We start from the raw sequence: 20,684 nt of genomic DNA on the forward strand, positions 1-20,684 counted from the left end.
TTGTTCCTTATTCTTTATTTTGGACGAGCAACAGAGAACGTCTTTTCTAGCGTGGCGTACTCATTTCCACCAAGCCTTGCCAATGGGTCAACCGCAAGAGCGTCGACTTTTAAACGATCACCTTCCATGGATACGACCCGCTCATCGACATAAATGTGTTCAATTTCTGCAAAGATTAAACTTTGTGGCGTCTCACCCATCTCAATGACTTCATGTAACTTACAGCCAAATGCAATTGGCGCGCCCGAAAGCCTTGGTAATTCGAAACCTTGGAAATCAACCGTCTCAAGTTGAGTCGTTTCCAGTTCAGATTCGCCATGTTCTAATGTGACAGAAGATAAAGTGACTTTATCCGCGAGATCGCTGGGGGCAATATGGATAACCAACTTACCGGTTTCTAATGCATTTCGCGTGGTGTCTTTGATATCACCATTGGGCTTTTTTCCCACAGAAACCATCAATAAAGGTGGACGGCTAGAAACCGCAGTAAAGTAGGAAAATGGCGCTAAATTGAAGTTTTGCTCACCTGAGTCTGTGAGCACCCAGGCGATTGGGCGAGGAATGACAGTTTGAGTCATCAAATGGTACACCTGCGTTGGCGCAAGCGTACTGAGATCTATGTTCATACGACGTCCTTGGTCTTAGAAAACCGCGAGAGAAACGAGGCTCCCGACAAATTGAGAGAACAAGTGTACCCCTCTCCCGTGCAATTTCATCTGATTTTCTCTTTTTGAACGTGTCTTTTGTCATTTTGATATTTATATTGACTTAAATGCCAGTTCAATTCATTCATTTGATTAGAAAATAAATCCAACACTCGATATTTTGAAGAAATTTCAATCGAACACCAAGAAGTCGCTCGACACAGACCTTGCAAAGAAAATACCAATAAGAAATTGAATAAATTAAGGTTTTAAAATCGCCCCATATCGCGCTAACAACGACTACGAGATAAATAAATCCGAATAATGTGACCCTTTCGATAAAGTTGGCATGTCTGATGCTTCTACTAAAACGTCCCCAACAACTAAAGCGAGAAACCATGTTTGCCAATCAAAGTCGTCGCCCCACGAAGAGAGGCAAGCCGATACAAAAACGCCTACCCCGGCGATCCATACCCTTATCATTCTCCTAGTCCAAAAGACCCGTTTGTCCCGCGGGTCTTTTTATTTGTGTCGGAAAACTCTGGAGCAAATACATCATTTATCAAACATTGATAGCATGCCTAATGCTTAGCTCAGTAAATAAGCTACAATAGCCTAAGCAACTGTTCTCTAAGAGGAAGAATACGATGAGTAACGATTCAAATGCATGTGTCATTATCGCAGGCGCGACCGGGTTGGTAGGAAAAGAAGTCATCCATAAACTGATCTCACAGCCTAGTATCGAAACTCTGTATTGTCTTTCTCGACGAGCCCTCACTTACATTGCCGATCCAAGTAATATAATTATCCCACTGCTGGAAGCAGAACTGTCTATTCATGATTGGGACGAACAACAGCCTACCCCTCGCGTGGGTTTTATTTGTCTCGGTACTACGTTAAAGCAAGCAGGAAGCAAAGACGGTTTAAGGAAGGTAGATGTCGAGTTGGTATGTAAAGTTGCCCAACAAATGAAGCTGATTGGCGTGAAGCGCCTTGCAGTCGTATCGAGTTTAGGTGCGAAAGTGTCTTCATCGTCCCATTACCTTGCTTGCAAAGGCCATATGGAAAAAAACATTGAAAAGATGGGCTTTGAAGAAGTGGTATTCGCAAGGCCGGGCCCTTTGGTCGGGCAACGAGAAAATCCTCGTACGGATGAGAAGATTGTTCAAACTCTTTCTAAAGTTATTCGTCCGCTTATGCTGGGAAGACTGGCTAATTTTGTACCCATTCAGGCTCAAGATGTCGCCAAAGCGATGATTTATCAAGTTTTCAGCTACCAAGAAGACTCAGTCGTCTATTTGCATAGAAGGGAAATGCTCGACCTCATTAAGCACTACGACTGAGCCAAATCGCATAAATCTTGTGCTAGCTTGCTGTTTCACGAGATATGAGTCTCATTTTTATATTCATTTTCGATCTATCTAATACCTGTTTTTCATTTTTAAAGTTATATCCCGAGCGTTATCTTACGCCCACAGTTTATAGCCAAATGTATAAAAACAGTCAGCATTTTGGGCTGATTGATAAGGTCAAATTATGAATTTCGCAGTGGTTGCCTCTCTGGCGGTGTTTATCGCCATATTATTCTTTCTTTTTAATCAGCAACAAAAACAGAACACCTTGTCTCGTCTTGTGTTGATTGGTTTAGTTACTGGTTCACTTTTCGGTCTTGCTCTACAACTGATTCATGGTGAAGGCAGTAATGTGATTGCTCAAACGCTTGAGTGGGTTGGCATCGTCGGCAGTGGTTACGTTGGCCTGTTGAAGATGGTCATCATGCCATTGGTACTGGTCTCCATGATTTCTGCTGTAGTAAAACTTGAGAAAGGTGGTTCACTGGGCAAAATTTCTGGCATCACAATTTCAGTTTTATTGGTCACGACAGCTATCGCTGCCATCATTGGTATCCTAGTAGCAACGACATTTGGCCTTTCTGCTGAGGGTCTTACTGAAGGTGCGCGTGAAACGGCTCGTATTGCTGTATTAGAGAGTCGTGCAGGATCAGTGAGTGATCTAACGATTCCTCAAATGTTGGTCAGCTTTATCCCAACCAATCCGTTTGCTGATTTAACTGGCGCTCGTTCAACCTCAATTATTGCTGTGGTTATTTTTGGTGTTTTGGTTGGTATCGCTGCACGTAAAGTGATGGCGGAAAAAGAAGAGCTAGAATCACCAATCCGCACTTTTGTCGAAGCGGCTCAATCTATCGTTATGCGCCTGGTTAAGATGATCATGGCATTGACGCCTTATGGCATTGCAGCCCTAATGGCGAAAGTTGTGGCGACCTCAAGCGCTGGCGACATTCTTAACCTGCTGGGTTTCATTGTTGCCTCCTACGTAGCGATTGCCCTGATGTTCCTTGTACACGGTCTACTTGTATCTTTCGTTGGTGTGAGCCCTGCTGAGTACTTTAAGAAGATTTGGCCAGTACTGACGTTTGCCTTCACATCACGCAGCTCAGCGGCAACCATCCCGCTTAACGTAGAAGCACAAATCACAAAGTTAAACGTACCACCAGCGATTGCGAACTTGTCAGCGTCTTTCGGTGCCACTATCGGTCAGAACGGCTGTGCAGGTATTTACCCAGCAATGCTTGCGGTAATGGTAGCGCCAACAATGGGTATCGATCCTCTAGACATCAACTTTATTCTGTCACTAATTGCTATCATCACGATTAGCTCATTTGGTATTGCCGGTGTGGGCGGCGGCGCAACTTTTGCAGCACTGATTGTACTACCTGCGATGGGCTTGCCTGTGACAATTGCAGCACTGCTTATCTCTATCGAACCATTGATCGATATGGCGCGTACCGCATTGAATGTCTCTGGCGCTATGACAGCCGGCACCATTACCAGCCGCGTGTTGAAATCAACCAACGATGAAGTTGCATTGGAAGAACAAAAAGCGTAATTACTTCCCAATAATCAACTGCCTTACTAAGCCGATGTTTTACCATCGGCTTTTTTTTTTGAGCTCAGCTAAATGGGCCATCGTTCAACTCGCACTCTCCCCTTTCAAACACTTAGCAATCTTGTCGTGACTTGCACGACGAATCAGTGTGTTCAAATCAATTGTTATGATATAACATTTCAATAATTCCAAATTGTATTCGAATAACACTGGAGGTTATGACATGACTTCAACTTTAACCGAACCCAACTTAATTGAAATCTTAGCCAATGGACAACAAATGCCGTGTTTCAGCTCAAGAAGAGAACCTACGGTATTAGCGGACATTTATCAGGAAGATATCAACATCGCTATCTGGCAACGACAATTCGATCAACCGCTTGTCGATGCCACGGATCAGTTCATCACCTCACGCCCTAACTTCAATAAATCGCTGAATGTTTCTCCTGAAAGTGCTTATGAAACGTTGCAATACGCAACTGACGGAAATGCCCCGGAGTTACTACTTAGAAATATCGCGGAATTGGTCGACATGTTTTGCTATTTATTTGAGTTAGAAGACGCAGGACTGCGCCTAGCGACACTCAATAGCGCGATGTGTCCTCGCTTTCACGTTGACCAAGTGCCTTGCCGATTGGTAACGACGTACCATGGAACCGCCACACAATGGTTAGCCAACAATGCCATAGACCGCTCAAAGCTTGGACGTGGTAGCAATAGGCTACCGGATGCGGAATCAGGGCTTTATAACGCAGAGAATGACATCCAACACCTTTCTGTCGGTGACGTCGCCCTACTAAAAGGTGAGCGTTGGATTGGCAATGAAAATAAAGGCTTGGTACATCGCTCGCCTAACATCCAATCGAGTGAAACTCGTTTACTACTTACTCTCGATTTTGGCTAATAAAAATCCGCAATTGCCCAAACATTAATCAAACGCAAAACATCAAGCCGAAGATTACCGTTCGGCTTTTTCATTTTCACAACGTCACCTTGCATCTTTCGTTGCGAGTCAAAGCGTTGAATGGTCTAATACCTCTATAGGTTCCGTAGACGGTAAGCAGAATGCACCAAGATAATCAGCCCACTTTTTTCTTTTTTGATTACGAGACTTGGGGAACAAGTCCAGCCAAAGATCGCCCAAGCCAATTCGCTGGCGTTCGCACTGATGAAAACTTCAATATCATTGGTGAACCTTTGGTCATGTACTGTCGTCCGCCCGCTGATTACCTTCCTTCACCAGAAGCCGCTTTAATCACTGGTATTACGCCACAAAAAGCGATGCAAGAAGGCCTACCTGAATCTGAATTTATCGCTAAGATCCACGCAGAGCTTTCTAAGCCAAATACCACTAGTCTTGGCTACAACAGCATCCGCTTCGATGATGAAGTCACACGTTACACCTGTTACCGCAACTTTATCGATCCTTATGCGTGGAGCTGGCAAAACGGTAACTCACGCTGGGATTTACTCGATGTAATGCGTGCGTGTCATGCTCTTCGCCCAGAAGGCGTAGAATGGCCAGAAAATGATGAAGGCTTTACAAGTTTCAAACTTGAACATTTATCCGTAGCAAATGGTATTGAACACAGCAATGCCCACGATGCGATGGCAGACGTGATTGCAACGATTGAGATGGCGAAGAAAGTCAAAGCCGCTCAACCAAAGCTGTTTGATTACTTTTTCTCGATGCGTAACAAACGCAAACTGAACGAGTTAGTCGATATTGTTAACATGACGCCCTTGATGCACGTCTCGGGCATGTTGGGACGCGAATGCCAATACACCAGTTGGATTGTGCCTGTGGCTTGGCACCCAACCAACAATAACGCTGTTATTACGATTGACTTGGCGAAAGATCCTCAGCCGATCTTAGAACTTTCAGCAGAAGAGTTGAAAGAACGTTTGTACACCAAGCGGGACGAATTGGGTGACCTACTGCCTGTACCCGTTAAGCTCGTGCACCTGAACAAGTGCCCTATCCTCGCGCCTGCTAAGACCCTGACTGCGGAAAATGCGGAAGTTATTGGTATCGATCGTCAGAAATGTTTAAGCAATTTAGCCTTGTTACGCCAACACCCAGAAATCCGCGAAAAGCTAATTAGTCTATTCTCTATTGAACGTGAATTCGAAAAGAGCGACGACGTGGATACACAGCTTTATGACGGCTTCTTCTCTCCTGCAGACCGCGCGGCAATGGACATCATTCGTGAAACGGATCCGAATAATCTGGCTGCGTTGGATATTGAGTTTGATGACAAACGTATCAAGCCGTTGTTATTCCGTTACCGTGCTCGTCACTATGCTGGCACTCTGGATGAACAAGAACAAAGACGCTGGGCACAACATTGTCGCGAAGTGTTCGAAAGCCAGATTGAAGAGTACATGCTGAATTTAGAAAACTTAGTTCACGAACATGAAAGTGACGAAAAGAAGATAGCAATACTAAAATCTGTCTATCGTTATGTTGAGAGCTTAGCCTCCTAATTTCTTACCTTGTTCAAGCGCACCTCCGGGTGTGCTTGTTGTTTTATATGCTGTCAAAATGATAAAAGATCGATTACTACAGCTGGTCCATTTGCTCATTTCCCTCGCACTCATCATGGGAGCACTTGGCATCGGCAACACTATTCAAAACCTCACTGGCGTTTCTGTTCCTGGAAGTGTCATCGGTATGCTTGTGCTGTTTTTCTCAATGACCCTTGGCTTGGTAAAAGTCGAATGGGTTAAGCCTGGCGCAACACTTTTCATTCGCTACATGATCTTACTGTTCGTCCCAATCAGCGTTGGTTTGATGCAGCACTTTGATATGTTGTTGGCGAACGCGCTGCCTATTATTGCAAGTGCAGTCGGTGGCTCGCTGATTGTATTGATCAGCTTGGCTTGGTTCTTGGATTACTTACTCAAGGAGAAACATTGATATGTGGTTACTTGTCACTATTGTGGTTTTCCTTGCCGCGCGTCAAATCGCAATTAAGGTCAACAACCCAATCGCTAACCCGCTTTTGATCAGCATCGCGGTACTGATCCCTTTGTTAATCTTTTTAAAAGTGCCGTTTGAAACCTACTACGCCGACAACGAGTACATTAGCTTCTTGCTTCAACCCGCTGTTGTTGCGCTAGCGTATCCGCTCTATGAGCAATTGCCACAAATAAAAGCCAATTGGCGCATTATCGCACTGGCTTGCTCTTTGGGCAGCGTGATGTCGATGCTAACGGCGACACTTATTGCTGTTGCGTTCAAAGCCGACATCAGCCTCATTGCGAGCTTAGTGGGCAAATCAGTAACAACGCCTATTGCGATGGAAATCTCTAGCCACTTAGGTGGTGAAGCCGCAGTTGCCGCTATTCTAGTGCTTATTGTTGGTTTATTCGGGGCGATTTTAGCTTACCCAATCTTTAACCTTATTGGCATTAAACACCCTATCGCTCGTGGCCTGACAATGGGCACGGTTTCGCATGCACTCGGCACAGCAACCTGTGCTGAGAAACAACCGGGCGATGCCGCTTTCTCATCTCTTGCTTTGGTGCTTTGTGGCATCATCACTTCTATTCTTGCGCCAAGCTTCTTTGCTCTAGCCGTTTGGTTATACCAATAAAAAGTGACTGGCTTGCTCCCCTTAGTCTTAATCTAAAGTGAGCAAGCCAAAACCTCTTCCAGAAAATTCGCAATATGAATATCCATTGATATAGTTATTAGTGGGACAGAGATAACGTTAAATCGTCGTGAAATCGAATACATGTGTGAGCTCACTCTAATTATGTAACGTAAATCATCATTACAAACATTAACGTGATCTAAAGCACGGAACATTTCCATCTTTCACATAGAATAACTGTCCATGCAATAACAAGGATTCAACATGAAAAGTCGCATTGAACAGGCGCTAGCAAGCGCTCCTGAAGCACTTTCAACACATCTTGCTCCTATCGTTTTAGCTGACGATTTTGATGCCACTATTTCTGAACAACAGTTTGGTGAACTGCTGAACGCGACCAACCTTTCAGACAAAGAGCTTCGTGTTGCTCTACTTCCTTTTGCCGCAGCGTTTTCTTACGCTCCAATCTCTGAATTCTATGTCGGTGCGATTGTTCGTGGCCTTTCCGGTCGTCTTTACTTTGGCGCGAATATGGAGTTTTTCGGTGTTCAGTTAGGTCAAACCGTTCATGCTGAGCAGTGCGCCATCAGCCATGCTTGGATGAAAGGCGAACATGGTGTGAAAGACATCACTATCAACTACAGCCCTTGCGGCCACTGCCGTCAGTTCATGAACGAGCTAAGCACAGCAAAAGAATTAAAGATCCAGTTACCAGAACGTGAAGAAAAGTCACTTCATCACTACCTTCCGGAAGCGTTTGGTCCGGCGGATCTAGGTATTGAGTCTGGTCTTATGGCTGAGGTGAAGCACGAGTTTGTTTGTGATGAAGACGATGCTTTAATCCAAAAAGCAGTCAATGCGATGAACATTAGCCACGCGCCATACACAAACAACTTGAGTGGTATTGCGCTTGAGATGAACAGTGGCCTTGTATTCCAAGGCGCGTACGCAGAAAACGCTGCATTCAACCCTAGCCTTCCACCACTGCAGGTTGCATTAATTCAAATCCTGATGGCTGGTGAGAAGTTTGAAGACATCAAAGCTGCAGCGTTAGTTGAAAACTCACAAGGTAAGATCAGCCACCTAGCTGATACTCAATCGACGCTAGAAGCACTAAATCCTGATATTCCAGTGAGCTTTGTTAACGTTTAATTTATAAGCTTTGCTTAATAAAAAAGAGCCCAATGGGCTCTTTTTTGTTCCAACAACGTTTTATTACAATAGTTCCGTTAGTCGATTTGCCGCTCTTTCCAACGCCAAATTTACAACCTTCGTAATTTCCGGGTATTGGTTCTCTGGATCGTCCCAATCAACGTCTTCTGGTAACAAAACTTCTTCTAGGATTTGATGCTCCATCACGATCTTATTGTTACTCAGATCAACAAGCGTAACTTCTGCATTCACATAACCACGAGGCGACGAGAGAGGGATAAATCCGTAGTAGTCACGCAGTGTGCCCGCCGCCATGGTTTGGATAACAAGTAGGTGTGTAGCTTGATACTGTTCCTTGACGACAGAAACATCGTAGTCGAAGTAACCTTTTTTGCGTTTATCTTTCGGCAGTTTATGTTCGTCGGTCGCTTCATAATACTCTGGGAGAATCACACTGTGGCTTCCACGACTCTCAATCAACTGCGCAACCTTGGACTTACCTACTTCAAACTTATCATGCGTTAGTGATTGAATATGAGATTCAACGCTATCAGTCACCATTTCGTTGATAGCCATGTCCAATAGACCTTCACCGCCTGCACGATGCGCATACATTTCTGGTGGCTGAACAAACGCAACAGCGATATTTTTGTCTCCTCCGGTTTGCCAAAAGTCTGACGGAATGTCCATCGCTTTTTGAGAGACACACCCAGACAAAAGCATTACTGCAATAGCACAACCGATAATTCTTATATATTTCATTATTTTAATGCTCCTTTTTATAGAAGCGATGAAATCTATCAATATGAAATATATTCTCAACACAAAGAATCATTAATTGTGATTAATTGCATAGTAATTATTACAACCTAAGATGCTCAGCGATGACGCAAACGTTTGCATCATTTTTAAAATTCAGTATGATCCCCTGCAAATTCGGTTTCATCACTTTATTTTGTAAGGGAACACTATGTTCGGTACTGCTACAAGCACTCATGCTACCCGTGTATTACTTCTAGGCTCTGGTGAGCTTGGTAAAGAAGTGGCAATTGAATGCCAACGTCTTGGTTTAGAAGTGATCGCGTGCGACCGTTACGCCAATGCACCTGCGATGCAAGTGGCCCATCGTAGCTACGTCATCGACATGCTTGATGGTCAAGCACTGGAAGAGATCATTAATAAAGAACAACCTGCTTACGTGGTTCCTGAAATTGAAGCTATCGCGACAGATAAATTAGTCGAATTAGAAGAAAAAGGCTTGAACGTTGTTCCCACAGCAAAAGCGACTAAATTGACGATGAACCGTGAAGGCATTCGCCGCCTTGCTGCTGAAGAATTAGCTCTAAACACTTCCCCTTATCAGTTTGCAGATAGTTTTGAAGACTTTAAAGCCGCTGTTGAGCATGTTGGTATTCCATGTGTCGTTAAACCAGTCATGAGCTCCTCTGGCAAAGGCCAAAGCGTGATTAAAACAGAAGAAGATGTTCAGACAGCTTGGGAATACGCGCAAGAAGGCGGCCGCACAGGAGCCGGACGCGTGATTGTTGAAGGATTTATTGACTTCGATTACGAAATCACACTGCTAACGGTACGCGCCGTTGATGGCGTACACTTCTGCGCCCCGATTGGGCACCGCCAAGAAGACGGAGATTACCGTGAATCATGGCAGCCACAAGCCATGTCAGAGAACGCAATCAAAGCAGCTGAATACACGGCAGAGAAAGTTGTGAATGCACTAGGTGGCTACGGCATCTTTGGTGTGGAACTGTTTGTGAAAGGCGATAAGGTCATTTTCAACGAAGTATCCCCTCGTCCACACGATACCGGTATGGTAACCATGATATCTCAAGAAATGTCTGAGTTTGCACTTCATGTACGTGCATTTACAGGTATGCCGATCAACAATATTGTTCAGTATGGACCATCAGCGTCAGCGGTAATTTTAGGGCAAGGTACGTCAACTGATATCCGATTTGATAATCTTTCCAAAGCATTGGCTCAGCCACAAACTCAAGTTCGCTTGTTTGGTAAGCCTGAAATTGATGGTCGCCGTCGCTTGGGCGTCGTTTTAACGCGCCGTAAGACGATTGAAGATTCGATTGAAGATGCGGTGAACAGCGCTTCTAAAGTACAAATCATTTACTAGTTCCGCAGCTTCACTCAAGAGAAACAAAAAGCGCAGCTCAATTGGCTGCGCTTTTTCTTTGTGTAGGCACGAAACCGTTACTTGCTCTCGATTAAATACACTTCCTCAGAGAAGCGGCTGAGCCCTTTCTTAGCGATTTTCGGATGATTCTCGTCGGCTTGATCGACATTCAAACAAGTCACCTTGTAGCCCTCAAACAACTGTTCAATCTCTTCGACTGGCACACTAAATGGAGGGCCTGACATCTCATCTTGTGGGTAATTGAGCGTCACAAGTAAAATGCGTCCGCCAGGGTTCAACAGTTGCTTAACGCGAGTTGCGTATTCTTCTCGCATCTCTTGTGGCAATGCAACGAGCGCTGCGCGGTCATAAATGATATCGGCTTTAGAAACTGGCGCCGTAAAGAAGTCACCGGTATAAATTGACAACTCATCGAACTGATACAACTCGTGCATACCAGTGACTGGCGTTACGGTCGGTGTGTAGAAGTGCTCTGCAAAAAAAGCACGTACAGCGATCAAACTTAGCTCAACCCCTTGCACTTGGTCGTGTTTCGTTGCAAGCCAAATTAGGTCTTCTGACTTTCCACATAAAGGTACCAAGACCGTATCTTCACGCTTCGGGTTCGTATACTGCCAAAATGCTGGTAACAGTGGGTTCACATCATCAAGGTGGAAACCAATTTGGTTACTCGCCCATTTGTTGTGCCAAAATTCTTGATCTCTCATTTTACTTCTACTTGTCGGCTGATTGTGGATTCTAGCTTTGTGCTTTGCTTTTGTGGGCTAAGACTAATGATTTTTTCAAATTTGTCTATGCTGTTCATCTTTGGTTAATACTGCAATGGTAGGATAGCAATCGTTCAAGAATGAACCCTTCCTTTTTCTGAGTGTCAGAATAAAGGAAAGCAAAATGGTGATCTAGAACACGATTCCACTATAAGGTTAAAAACCTACCTTGGAATCTATCGTAGAGCCCCCATTAACTTAGGTAGTACCTGATTTGCGAATCTTAGTGACCTTTTCGTTACCCATTTTCTAAGTGCAAGCAAGTTAAGGAGAGTGAATGAGCTTATTTCTACGTACTACAGCATTGATGCTTTTAGTACTAAGCCGTGCGCCGGCGTTCGCCGCACTTCCAAATGTCCCGAGTAACGAGCAAGACCGTTCTGCTAGCCAAAACGAAGTTTGCTCAAAATTGTTTAAGCATAGCCTTAGTGGTTTGTATGGCATTCAGTCAATCGACTCCAAACCAACTCAGCCTTATTCAGATTTCGACGTACTTTACAGCAAAGCTCACCAAGCACAATTCGAGTTAGAAACCATCTGTAAAAGTACTGCCCTTCTTACTGACGCCCAACCTTACTTCGCAGGCGTTAAATCTCAACATCGTGCCGAAGAAAAAATTGCTCACGAATTGGATGGTCAAGTAGAGCGAATTACAGACTTAGCACGAGCAACTATCGTAGCGGATGACGTAGCAAGCCTTGTATCCGTATATGAAGCACTAGAACGTGAAACAACTATCGTTAAAGTGAAAAACCGCTTTAAGAAACCAACCGCATCTGGTTACCGTGACTTGAACTTACTGGTACGTCTTCCTAAAACGAATTTGATTGCTGAAGTTCAACTGCACCTTAAAGCCATTGCTGACGTGAAAAGTGGTCCAGAGCATGACTTGTATGAACAGATCCAAAAGATCGAACGACAAGCGTTAGTGGAAGGCCGAAGCCTCAACGACATCGAGACGGCATCGATTCGTAACATGCGTACTCAATCGAAAAACTTGTATCAAGAAGCTTGGCACCCATACCTAACAACACACTTAGAAGCTGCGTAAGCGAGCAGTTTCTCCATAAACTAACCCTCACCAATACTGAAAAGCCACCGCGATTGCGGTGGCTTTTTATTTGTTCTTTAGCAAGTACCGGAATACACAAACAAAAAGACCACGACAAAGCGTGGTCTCATTCCATTTTACATGGCTTACTGGTCTGCCTTTAGGTTCTCTACGCGAGCTTTCAACTTCTGACCCGGGCGGAACGTAACGACACGTCGAGCAGTAATAGGGATATCTTCACCCGTTTTCGGGTTACGACCAGGTCGTTCGTTTTTGTCACGAAGGTCAAAGTTACCAAAACCTGACAGTTTTACCTGTTCGCCACTTTCTAGTGCCTTGCGAATTTCTTCAAAGAACACTTCCACCGTTTCCTTGGCGTCCCGTTTACTAAATCCCAATTTATCAAACAGGTTTTCTGCAAGTTCGGCTTTTGTGAGCGCCATAAAACTTTCCTCAAAGCTATGTTAAACAATGCTACCTTAGTGTAGCGCCAGAGCAGTTTTACCCTACCATTTCAACAACATATCGGGGTTACATTTGGAAGTGTATGACAAGCTTATGATTTTCGCCAACTTTTTTCTTTGCTAATATACCGAATGTTTCATCATCGAAGTACTTTACCCACCACCAATACCATATTTTACTTTAATTACTTCTAAACTATGGAAATTATCCAGTTCAAGAATCTAGAATTCAACATAAAAACAAGATTATTCACTATTTAACAAAAATGTCAGATACTGGTCATTTTACAAACAACTGACACAAAACCTCTTAATTTTTCAGTGGTTTGAGTCACTCTACAAATAGATCTGACCAGTTGTATTCATTGGAGTTTTTATTCTGTTTCTGCTGTTCCGGCAGAAAATCAAACCTTGAACAAAGACAAAGTTCTGTGTCCATTACCATGACGATGAATGGAAAGATTGATACTGTTTGCGCATTCTACCCCATCGTCAGAGTACCAACATGCTTCACCAAGTCGTCAGTATTCTATTCCCTGTTTTTGCGTTAGTTTTTGTTGGGTATTTAGTTGGGCGCTACATAAAGCCAGATTTCCGCCCGATCAATCGCATCAATATGGATGTGTTTACACCAGCACTTGTATTTTCATCGCTAGTCAGCATGCCGATTGATATGGGCCAAGTTCCTCTTTTACTTGCTGCTATTATTGCCGTTGTCATACCGGGTGTTGTGATGATACCTATCGCAAAGCTAAGCGGGCTATACTTCAAAACATGGGCACCACCACATATGTTTAGAAATAGCGGAAACCTTGCCATCCCGTTGTTCACTTATACCTTTGGAGAATTGGCTCTCCCTTCTGCGGTACTCTTGTTCGTTGTCTCCGCCTGTTTGCACATCAGCTTAGGCGTCATGCTGCTTAGTAGCGGCAATCCACTCAAGCAAATCATCAAGATGCCAATTTTCTTATCCGCTACGCTCGCATTAGTGATTAACCTGTCCGGGGTTAGCGTTTGGAACCCGCTTTACGAAGCTACCGCGTTACTTGGTCAAGCTGCTGTACCGGTTATGCTGCTCTCATTGGGCGCACAAATGCTCAATCTAAGGCTCAGTGGCCTGAAGGTTGGTCTGATGTGTACGTTACAATCACTTGTGACAGGAGCAGTAGCGTTTGCAATTATTTATTGGTTGATTCCACTGCCTACGATGCAACTGCAAATGATGGTGTTGTTCACCATGCTGCCACCAGCCGTAATGAACTATTTGTTTGCCGAGCGGCTGAATATTGAGCCAATGACCGTCGCTTCAATGGTTCTGTTTGGGAACTTTTTCAGCATAATCACGTTACCGTTATTGCTTATGTTTACTCTTTCGCTCTCTTAGCGATGCCTTATCATTCACTTTACGATTGCAGCCATAAGGTTGAATGTTAGACTGGCAGAAAAATATTAATTCCCCCGCGAACCTAAACGATATGAAGTCCATTATCCAGATCAGTGATTGTCACTTGAGTGATAAATCCAGTTTTGAGAACTTGCGTAAAGCATTACTTCTTGCCCAAAGCGACGCTTCCTGCGATACCCTTTTGTTTACTGGTGATCTTTGTTGCAATCCTAAACCCGGTGACTATCACGCCTTCGTTAATTTGGTAGAGGCTCATGTCGAGGGGAAAAATATCTTCGCGATTGCTGGCAACCACGATGATGCTAAATTGATGAAGCAAGAACTGCTCGGCAGTAGTATCAAAGTCACAGATAAAGCGATAATCCATAATCGTGAAGTCTTGTTCTTGGATTCCAGCACCAAACCGCTTGATAAGCGCCATCCTCTAGGCTCTGGCAGGATCGATAAGCGCGGAATCGCACGTTTGACCAAGCAACTTCGCGACACAACCAACCCAATTATTGTTGTCCATCATCCTATTATTCCCGTCGGTTCAGAATGGATGAAAGCCATTTGCTTAGAGAACGACGCGAGTTTACTTAGATTGTTGGCCGAACATCAGGTTCGAGACGTTATCTGCGGACATGGCCATGATGCATTAACGGCCACACAGCGAGGCGTCACCCAACACATGGCACCGGCGACAGCCTACGGCTTTGATCACAGTATTAAAGAATATAATCGAAGTGAGCAAATTGGCGTGAATAAGCTCTGCTTCGAGGGTGATGGTATCACCGCGACACCCATTTGGTTACCGCGTAACTAATCAAAATAACCAATTACGCTATAGGTCAATTAAGCTATAGGTCGAGGGTATAGACTGTTCCGATACTCAACAAACAGGAACTGGGCCTACATCAGCCCAGTTCCAATTTCAGCGCTCGATAAGCAACAACAACCTTCTAAGTTCCAATGACCATTGGTTCCACAGGTCATTGGTTCTATAAGTTACTGTTGCTTTCGCTGGATTTAGGCTAATTCGTGCTTAAACACCGTTTGATTGGTTAGAAGGTCTTTCATTTTCTGACCAATACTTGCTATTTGTTCAGCACTGTAACGTGCGGTCTGATAAGTCACGATTAAGCGTAAGGTTCGTTGACCATCGACAACATTCTCCATCATCTCGAAGTGCAAGCCAAATAGCGACTCAGTTTTATTCGGTAGAATTTGCTGGTACGCAATTGAATCACCATCAGGCTGTTCCAAAGCGCCGTATAGTGCATTATCTGCATGAATTTGAGCGTAAACGTCGAACATAAGTCCATCTTTAGGATCTAAACCAAGTTCCCGCTGTACTCTATCGATAGGAACCGTTGCATGTGGCATCGAGTCATTAATGGTTTGAGTGATCTCTTGAACCAATTCAACAAAGGACTGCTCAGGTTTAAACATCACACGGTGCGCAACCATGGTCGTAAAGTACCCTACCGAATCGAAATACTTCGCATCGTCTCGTCCAGATGCAGATGTACCAATCACAAGATCTTTTAAATTGCCGGCTTCGTGGAGGGCTTGAGCAATTGCCGAGTATACGACACTAAAAATCGACGAGTTTTGCTCTCTTGAGATCGAAGAGACAACGTCATGCGCATGCGTACCTAAATCAATTTCCAACCAGTTAGCTTCAATTGGATTGATATCCGCAGGCAGCTGACCAACATCTGACGTGGCTAAATCCAACCCGCGAGTCGCACCTTGTAATCGTTCAACCCAGTAAGCAAGGTCCACTGCATTGACGCCACGCTCCCTTTGAATAGTGGCATAATCATGAATAGAATTCGCCGGTTTATCCCACGTAGGCTCTAAACCTTGAACACGTGCTAAATAAGCTTTAGAAAGTTCCGGCATCAGATTATTCAATGACCATTCATCAATCACCATATGATGAATAAGGAAAGAAAGAACTTGTTGACCAGTCTGCTCATCTTTAAAGAAGCGAACTCGTAGAGGTAACTCTTTACCTAAATCAAAAACGTAAGCCGCTTCGGATTCCAAGCTTGCGTCACCCGCCTCTGAGCTGTTCCAGAACCATACATAGCTTGAAAGATCCTGTTCTGGAATCACACGCTGAACGGCTCCACCGTCCATATCAACGAATAGCGTTCTTAGCCCAGTATGACGAATCAACAGATCTAGAAATGCGAGTTTAAATGCCTCCTCATCAACCTCAGCATCAAAACGCATGGCAAATGGCAAATTGAAGATCGCACATTTCCCAGTGGCAATGTGTGCATCCCAAAGGAACGCTTGCGCGAATGACAGTGGCGCGCCCTCATCCGATATTGAGCGTTGTGAGATCCCCTCTTCTTCAAGCATAGAATTTGAGGCAGACTGATTTAACGAAGCACATTCAGCAAGCGCTTCAGCACTTGGGAATTTGAAAAAATCATTAAAGCTGATTTCGATACCATGATTGTTCATCAAGTTACCGATAATTCGCGTGGCCAACAGAGAATGTCCACCGACTTCAAAAAAGTCGTCATCTAATTCAATACTAGAGTCATCAAGGCTCGTTCTAAACTCAGTCAAAATTATATCTTTAATTTTATCATTAGAACCACTATGACAATTAAAATCAGATAAATCGACTTCTTGAAAAACTAAGCTGCTTACCAAAGAATCCTTATTCAGCAAGTCATAGTTACTCTTGAAACAATTAATGACATTAAAGTCACTTAATTGATTTTCAATTATAGGATGGCTGACGATAAATATGAACTTTTCCTGCTCTATTTCTACGATAACTAATCTAAATGGAGATTGATGTTCAGGTTGCCATGGTGTCGTTTTCAGGGTTTCAATTAGCTCTGAGAGTTGTTTTTTTGGAATTTGTATAACACTACTTATCTGCTCGCCTTCTGTATCGAGCCATTTTTCCAGCTCAAATTCTTCAGAAAATCCATAGCGTAAATTGAGCCCATAATCTTCGATGGCGAGCTTTTTAAATGCCTCTTCAATAAGCCAGTTTTTACTATTACTATCAATAGCATAGCAATTCAAAAACCATGAGATGCTTTCTGGTTCTTGAAGCTGCTGCATCCATATTGTTTCTTCAGCATCGGTGATTGGTAATCGCTTTTTTGTTTCTTCTGTGACGTTATACATATAATTCTGACTCTTTTTTAACCGCTCAATAGGCAGACAAATATTTTTTCAAGTTTATGCATTTAACTGTATACGAATTCGATACAATAATGATAGGATTAATTATCATTTAGATTTGCATTTCACGTCAAGCTAATAATAAATCTGAGTTATAGACACAAATTCTTTCACTCAGATCTTTAGCCTATTGATGGGAAATCTCAGTATATATCTCAGTTTTAAATGCCGAAAAAGGCTTTTTGAGAGTGAAGTTGTGACCTTATTATTCAGCAATAAAAAAGACGTCGACATATTTTCAATCCACAATCAATATCGACGTGGAATATTATTTTTTCGTATTTCATACCATTATTTCCATTCAATAATATTGAAAGGCACCTGTCTCTTATTTATTTCGGACTGCATGCCGTATGAACGCTAAAATTATCTTTGTTTTCTTTTTATTGTGTATCGTTTCCATTTTTATTGGCGCCAATCCAATCGATTGGTCACTACTGCTGAAGATGGACGAAAGTGCTTGGTTGCCGATTACTGCTAGCAGACTTCCGAGGTTGGTTGCGTTGATTCTGACTGGGGCCGGCTTGGCGATGTGCGGCGTCATCTTGCAACACATCGTCAGAAATCGTTTTGTAGAGCCTGGAACTACCGGCGGCCTAGATGCTGCCAAGCTTGGTATTTTGGTATCGATCGTCATGTTGCCAAACTCAGATAAGCTTGAGCGCATGATTTTTGCTGTCGTATTTTGCTTTGCAGCAGGGCTCATTTACATCGCGATCGTACGAAAAATTAAATTCAGTAATTCAGCATTGGTCCCAGTCATTGGACTGATGTTCGGCAGCGTATTGAGCGCAATCGCTGAATTTTACGCTTATCAAAATAACGTTCTCCAAAGCATGTCTGGCTGGTTAATGGGAGACTTTTCTAAGGTCGTACAGGAACACTACGAGATCATTTACCTGATCTTACCCACCACTCTGTTGACCTACTTCTACGCAAATAAATTTACCGTCATGGGCATGGGAGAAGATGCAGCATCTAACTTGGGCATTAACTTCGCAACAACGGCAGCGTTAGGTCTGATGCTGGTTTCCGTGACCGTTGCTGTGGCCGTCGTGACCGTCGGGGCAATTCATTTTGTCGGTTTAGTGATCCCAAACCTTGTCGCACTAAAATATGGCGACCACCTGAAAAACACACTGCCAATCGTGGCATTGGGTGGCGCATCACTGCTTATTTTTTGTGATGTGATAAGCAGACTTGTGGTCTTTCCTTTTGAGGTTCCGATCGGCCTCACCGCGAGTGCGATTGGTGGCACCCTATTTCTTGTATTGCTCCTCAAAGGAGCACGTGCATGAAAGCTCTTAACACAAACACAATTGTCACGGTGATGCTGTTGAGCATCCTATCTATGACTTTTGTTTTCGTTAACTCCGGATTGGATTTTGATTACATCATACCGAAAAGGCTCATTAAGCTCGGAGCGATCGTTGTGGGCGGTAGCTGTGTCGCGATTTCCGCAGTTATTTTTCAAGCCTTGGTCGGCAACCGAATTTTAACGCCATCAATCATGGGGTATGAGTCTGTTTACCTTGTATGGCAGTCCCTACTTTTGTTGATTGCAGGTACTGCAGGAAGCGCAGCGCTTGGTGTCATCGGTAATTTCGCTATCTCAACACTGCTGATCCTTATGTACTCATTTGCGATTCAATTCTGGGTTCTCAAGAAGTTTCAGCGTGATATGCACCAAGTACTTTTGATTGGCTTTGTGCTCACGATGGTTCTAACAACCATTGCCCAGTTCGTCCAACTTAGAATCAGCCCTGGTGAGTTTTCGATACTTCAAGGGCTCAGCTATACGTCATTTGAAAGAGCAAAACCTTCTACCCTGCTCTTCGCGTGCACGGTGTTAAGCGTATTCGCATTCTTTGTAAAACGATGGTCTCGTGAATTAGACGTCATTGGACTTGGCCGAGACCAAGCAATGTCATTAGGCCTTAGCGATAAGCACTACATTCCAAAATATTTTGCTGTCATTGCAATACTCGTCGCTATTTCGACCAGTTTAATTGGCCCTACCGCATTTATGGGGATTTTCATCGCCAACATCGCTTATTCAACGTCCAGATCATCGAGTTATGGGCAGGTACTGTGGGCGGCTTGTGCTATTGCCATCATCATGTTTCTGACGGGGCAGCTCATGGTCGAGCATCTATTTAACTATAAAACTACCGTCTCTATCTTGGTCAACGTGCTTTGTGGTGGTTATTTTCTCGCCATCACAATCAGAGCTAGAAGCCAGATTTAAAGACTGTAACTCGCCTTTGAAAAGGCAATCTAACGACAACAAAAGGAAATGTCTCATGTTTAAAAGCACTCTAAGCTTGAGTGTCGCTCTTGCTTGCTGTTCTCTTGGTGTATTGACGGCTTGCGAGCCCACTGCCGCCATTGCTAAAACTCAAGCCGCCCAGCCACTCGATACTCCAATCGTGATCGAACACAACCTTGGTGAGACCGTAATTTCAAGCCGTCCGCAACGAGTAGCGGCACTAGACATGAACGAGGTAGACTTTTTAGATCAGTTAAATGTTCCGATTGCGGGAATGGTCAAAGACTTTATCCCTCACTTCCTCGAAGCGTATAAAGAATCCCCGGAAATCGTCGACCTCGGAGCAATCGTTCAGCCAAACATGGAAAAGGTCTACGCTTTAAAGCCTGACCTTGTGTTAATGACGCCACTTCACACCACCCGATATGAAGAGCTATCCCAACTCGCACCGACTTTGCACTTTGACATCGACTATCGCAATAGCCGTGGTCACCACGTTGATGTTATCAAAAAGCACCTTGTTGACTTGGGAGAGATCTTCGGCAAGCAAGAGCTAGCACAGCAGAAGGTTGCAGAAATAGATGCAAAAGTTGCAGAGGTTCGAGCTGTCACCACCGAGCGTCCAGAGAAAGCCTTGGTGGTAATGCACAACAACGGAGCCTTCAGTTCATTTGGTGTCGAATCTCGATATGGTTTTGTCTTTGATGTATTGGGCGTAAAGCCAGCAAGTGAGAAAGTCGAAACCAGCTTACATGGTCAGCCGATTTCCAGCGAATTCATTAGCCAAGCCAACCCAGACATTCTTTACATCATCGACAGGACCGCAGTGATGCAAGGAAAGCCAATAATAGATGCAGAACATTTGGCAAACCCACTCCTTCGCCAAACAAAGGCATGGAAAAACGGTCACGTCGTTTTTGTTGATCCAGATGCTTGGTACATCACTTCTGCCAGTGTGACGTCCCTAAAAATTGTCATTGACGACATCATCAAAGGTTACGAAAGCTCGGCCTTATAGCAAATCGTTTTGTAACGAATATCTAAATAATTAACCG

Annotated in this window: 19 protein-coding genes; 14 read left to right on the top strand and 5 right to left on the bottom strand. The window is 43.9% G+C overall.

The genetic code is table 11. The features are described from left to right. Positions 1-14: 14 nt before the first annotated feature. The gene (locus GXP65_RS08750; protein WP_162092592.1) at positions 15-626 is read right to left on the bottom strand and encodes a flavin reductase family protein; all 612 of its coding nucleotides are present in this window, start codon (positions 624-626) and stop codon (positions 15-17) included. Between the two features lie 665 nt (positions 627-1,291). On the opposite strand from GXP65_RS08750, the gene GXP65_RS08755 reads away from it, so the two are divergent. From GXP65_RS08755 to cdd, 7 genes are all read left to right on the top strand, one after another. Continuing rightward, the gene (locus GXP65_RS08755; protein WP_162092593.1) at positions 1,292-1,987 is read left to right on the top strand and encodes an NAD(P)H-binding protein; all 696 of its coding nucleotides are present in this window, start codon (positions 1,292-1,294) and stop codon (positions 1,985-1,987) included. Between the two features lie 193 nt (positions 1,988-2,180). Further along, the gene (locus GXP65_RS08760) at positions 2,181-3,554 is read left to right on the top strand and encodes an L-cystine transporter (protein WP_162092594.1); all 1,374 of its coding nucleotides are present in this window, start codon (positions 2,181-2,183) and stop codon (positions 3,552-3,554) included. 223 nt (positions 3,555-3,777) lie between these two features. Further along, complete coding sequence (locus GXP65_RS08765) at positions 3,778-4,458, top strand: DUF1826 domain-containing protein (protein WP_162092595.1); 681 nt, start codon at positions 3,778-3,780, stop codon at positions 4,456-4,458. Between the two features lie 161 nt (positions 4,459-4,619). Further along, positions 4,620-6,041: an exodeoxyribonuclease I gene (gene sbcB, locus GXP65_RS08770; protein ID WP_162092596.1), complete on the top strand. Its 1,422-nt coding sequence runs from the start codon at positions 4,620-4,622 to the stop codon at positions 6,039-6,041. A gap of 58 nt (positions 6,042-6,099) precedes the next feature. Continuing rightward, positions 6,100-6,474, top strand: a complete 375-nt coding sequence (locus GXP65_RS08775) for a CidA/LrgA family protein (protein ID WP_012127845.1) — start codon at positions 6,100-6,102, stop codon at positions 6,472-6,474. Position 6,475: 1 nt separating this feature from the next. Then, complete coding sequence (locus tag GXP65_RS08780) at positions 6,476-7,153, top strand: LrgB family protein (RefSeq protein WP_005428010.1); 678 nt, start codon at positions 6,476-6,478, stop codon at positions 7,151-7,153. Positions 7,154-7,417: 264 nt separating this feature from the next. Further along, positions 7,418-8,305 carry a cytidine deaminase gene (gene cdd / locus GXP65_RS08785; protein WP_005427951.1) on the top strand — a complete coding sequence of 296 codons (888 nt, stop codon included), beginning with the start codon at positions 7,418-7,420 and terminating at the stop codon, positions 8,303-8,305. A 63-nt stretch (positions 8,306-8,368) separates the two neighbouring features. On the opposite strand, the gene GXP65_RS08790 is transcribed toward cdd, so the two are convergent. Then, positions 8,369-9,067, bottom strand: coding sequence for a hypothetical protein (locus GXP65_RS08790; RefSeq protein WP_050905665.1), 699 nt, complete (start codon positions 9,065-9,067; stop codon positions 8,369-8,371). A 208-nt stretch (positions 9,068-9,275) separates the two neighbouring features. Between GXP65_RS08790 and purT the strand changes: the two genes are divergently transcribed. Further along, positions 9,276-10,451: a formate-dependent phosphoribosylglycinamide formyltransferase gene (purT, locus tag GXP65_RS08795; protein WP_045452693.1), complete on the top strand. Its 1,176-nt coding sequence runs from the start codon at positions 9,276-9,278 to the stop codon at positions 10,449-10,451. A gap of 77 nt (positions 10,452-10,528) precedes the next feature. Here purT and GXP65_RS08800 read toward each other — a convergent pair whose 3' ends face one another. After that, positions 10,529-11,179, bottom strand: coding sequence for a thiopurine S-methyltransferase (locus tag GXP65_RS08800; RefSeq protein ID WP_162092597.1), 651 nt, complete (start codon positions 11,177-11,179; stop codon positions 10,529-10,531). A gap of 337 nt (positions 11,180-11,516) precedes the next feature. On the opposite strand from GXP65_RS08800, the gene GXP65_RS08805 reads away from it, so the two are divergent. Further along, positions 11,517-12,290: a RelA/SpoT domain-containing protein gene (locus tag GXP65_RS08805; RefSeq protein WP_005428008.1), complete on the top strand. Its 774-nt coding sequence runs from the start codon at positions 11,517-11,519 to the stop codon at positions 12,288-12,290. A 146-nt stretch (positions 12,291-12,436) separates the two neighbouring features. Here the strand turns inward: GXP65_RS08805 and ihfA are convergent, their stop codons facing one another. Further along, a complete protein-coding gene (gene ihfA / locus GXP65_RS08810) occupies positions 12,437-12,733 on the bottom strand; it encodes an integration host factor subunit alpha (RefSeq protein WP_005427969.1) in 297 nt (98 codons plus the stop codon). Between the two features lie 526 nt (positions 12,734-13,259). Between ihfA and GXP65_RS08815 the strand changes: the two genes are divergently transcribed. Together GXP65_RS08815 and GXP65_RS08820 are read left to right on the top strand one after the other, a co-directional pair. Beyond that, positions 13,260-14,138 (top strand): AEC family transporter, encoded by an 879-nt coding sequence (locus GXP65_RS08815; RefSeq protein WP_162092598.1) that lies wholly within the window; start codon positions 13,260-13,262, stop codon positions 14,136-14,138. Between the two features lie 91 nt (positions 14,139-14,229). Continuing rightward, complete coding sequence (locus GXP65_RS08820; protein WP_162092599.1) at positions 14,230-14,964, top strand: metallophosphoesterase; 735 nt, start codon at positions 14,230-14,232, stop codon at positions 14,962-14,964. Positions 14,965-15,167: 203 nt separating this feature from the next. On the opposite strand, the gene GXP65_RS08825 is transcribed toward GXP65_RS08820, so the two are convergent. Next, on the bottom strand, positions 15,168-17,303 hold the full coding sequence (locus GXP65_RS08825) for a condensation domain-containing protein (protein WP_162092600.1): 2,136 nt from the start codon (positions 17,301-17,303) through the stop codon (positions 15,168-15,170). A 410-nt stretch (positions 17,304-17,713) separates the two neighbouring features. Between GXP65_RS08825 and GXP65_RS08830 the strand changes: the two genes are divergently transcribed. The 3 genes from GXP65_RS08830 to GXP65_RS08840 are packed head-to-tail and all read left to right on the top strand — an operon-like array spanning position 17,714 to position 20,647. Further along, complete coding sequence (locus GXP65_RS08830) at positions 17,714-18,658, top strand: iron chelate uptake ABC transporter family permease subunit (RefSeq protein WP_162092601.1); 945 nt, start codon at positions 17,714-17,716, stop codon at positions 18,656-18,658. Then, a complete protein-coding gene (locus GXP65_RS08835; protein ID WP_162092602.1) occupies positions 18,655-19,608 on the top strand; it encodes an iron chelate uptake ABC transporter family permease subunit in 954 nt (317 codons plus the stop codon). The genes GXP65_RS08830 and GXP65_RS08835 overlap by 4 nt, the downstream gene beginning before the upstream one ends. Positions 19,609-19,663: 55 nt before the next feature. Beyond that, positions 19,664-20,647 (top strand): siderophore ABC transporter substrate-binding protein, encoded by a 984-nt coding sequence (locus tag GXP65_RS08840; protein ID WP_050910522.1) that lies wholly within the window; start codon positions 19,664-19,666, stop codon positions 20,645-20,647. The last annotated feature ends 37 nt before the right edge of the window (positions 20,648-20,684 follow it).

The organism is Vibrio sp. LB10LO1 (assembly GCF_010092875.1).
Classification (GTDB): domain Bacteria; phylum Pseudomonadota; class Gammaproteobacteria; order Enterobacterales; family Vibrionaceae; genus Vibrio; species Vibrio campbellii.

Bases quoted from the DNA above. Each gene is read 5' to 3' on its own strand.
- GXP65_RS08750 (WP_162092592.1), bottom strand. From the start codon at position 626: ATGAACATAGATCTCAGTACGCTTGCGCCAACGCAGGTGTACCATTTG.
- GXP65_RS08755 (WP_162092593.1), top strand. From the start codon at position 1,292: ATGAGTAACGATTCAAATGCATGTGTCATTATCGCAGGCGCGACCGGG.
- GXP65_RS08760 (WP_162092594.1), top strand. From the start codon at position 2,181: ATGAATTTCGCAGTGGTTGCCTCTCTGGCGGTGTTTATCGCCATATTA.
- GXP65_RS08765 (WP_162092595.1), top strand. From the start codon at position 3,778: ATGACTTCAACTTTAACCGAACCCAACTTAATTGAAATCTTAGCCAAT.
- sbcB (WP_162092596.1), top strand. From the start codon at position 4,620: ATGCACCAAGATAATCAGCCCACTTTTTTCTTTTTTGATTACGAGACT.
- GXP65_RS08775 (WP_012127845.1), top strand. From the start codon at position 6,100: ATGATAAAAGATCGATTACTACAGCTGGTCCATTTGCTCATTTCCCTC.
- GXP65_RS08780 (WP_005428010.1), top strand. From the start codon at position 6,476: ATGTGGTTACTTGTCACTATTGTGGTTTTCCTTGCCGCGCGTCAAATC.
- cdd (WP_005427951.1), top strand. From the start codon at position 7,418: ATGAAAAGTCGCATTGAACAGGCGCTAGCAAGCGCTCCTGAAGCACTT.
- GXP65_RS08790 (WP_050905665.1), bottom strand. From the start codon at position 9,067: ATGAAATATATAAGAATTATCGGTTGTGCTATTGCAGTAATGCTTTTG.
- purT (WP_045452693.1), top strand. From the start codon at position 9,276: ATGTTCGGTACTGCTACAAGCACTCATGCTACCCGTGTATTACTTCTA.
- GXP65_RS08800 (WP_162092597.1), bottom strand. From the start codon at position 11,179: ATGAGAGATCAAGAATTTTGGCACAACAAATGGGCGAGTAACCAAATT.
- GXP65_RS08805 (WP_005428008.1), top strand. From the start codon at position 11,517: ATGAGCTTATTTCTACGTACTACAGCATTGATGCTTTTAGTACTAAGC.
- ihfA (WP_005427969.1), bottom strand. From the start codon at position 12,733: ATGGCGCTCACAAAAGCCGAACTTGCAGAAAACCTGTTTGATAAATTG.
- GXP65_RS08815 (WP_162092598.1), top strand. From the start codon at position 13,260: ATGCTTCACCAAGTCGTCAGTATTCTATTCCCTGTTTTTGCGTTAGTT.
- GXP65_RS08820 (WP_162092599.1), top strand. From the start codon at position 14,230: ATGAAGTCCATTATCCAGATCAGTGATTGTCACTTGAGTGATAAATCC.
- GXP65_RS08825 (WP_162092600.1), bottom strand. From the start codon at position 17,303: ATGTATAACGTCACAGAAGAAACAAAAAAGCGATTACCAATCACCGAT.
- GXP65_RS08830 (WP_162092601.1), top strand. From the start codon at position 17,714: ATGAACGCTAAAATTATCTTTGTTTTCTTTTTATTGTGTATCGTTTCC.
- GXP65_RS08835 (WP_162092602.1), top strand. From the start codon at position 18,655: ATGAAAGCTCTTAACACAAACACAATTGTCACGGTGATGCTGTTGAGC.
- GXP65_RS08840 (WP_050910522.1), top strand. From the start codon at position 19,664: ATGTTTAAAAGCACTCTAAGCTTGAGTGTCGCTCTTGCTTGCTGTTCT.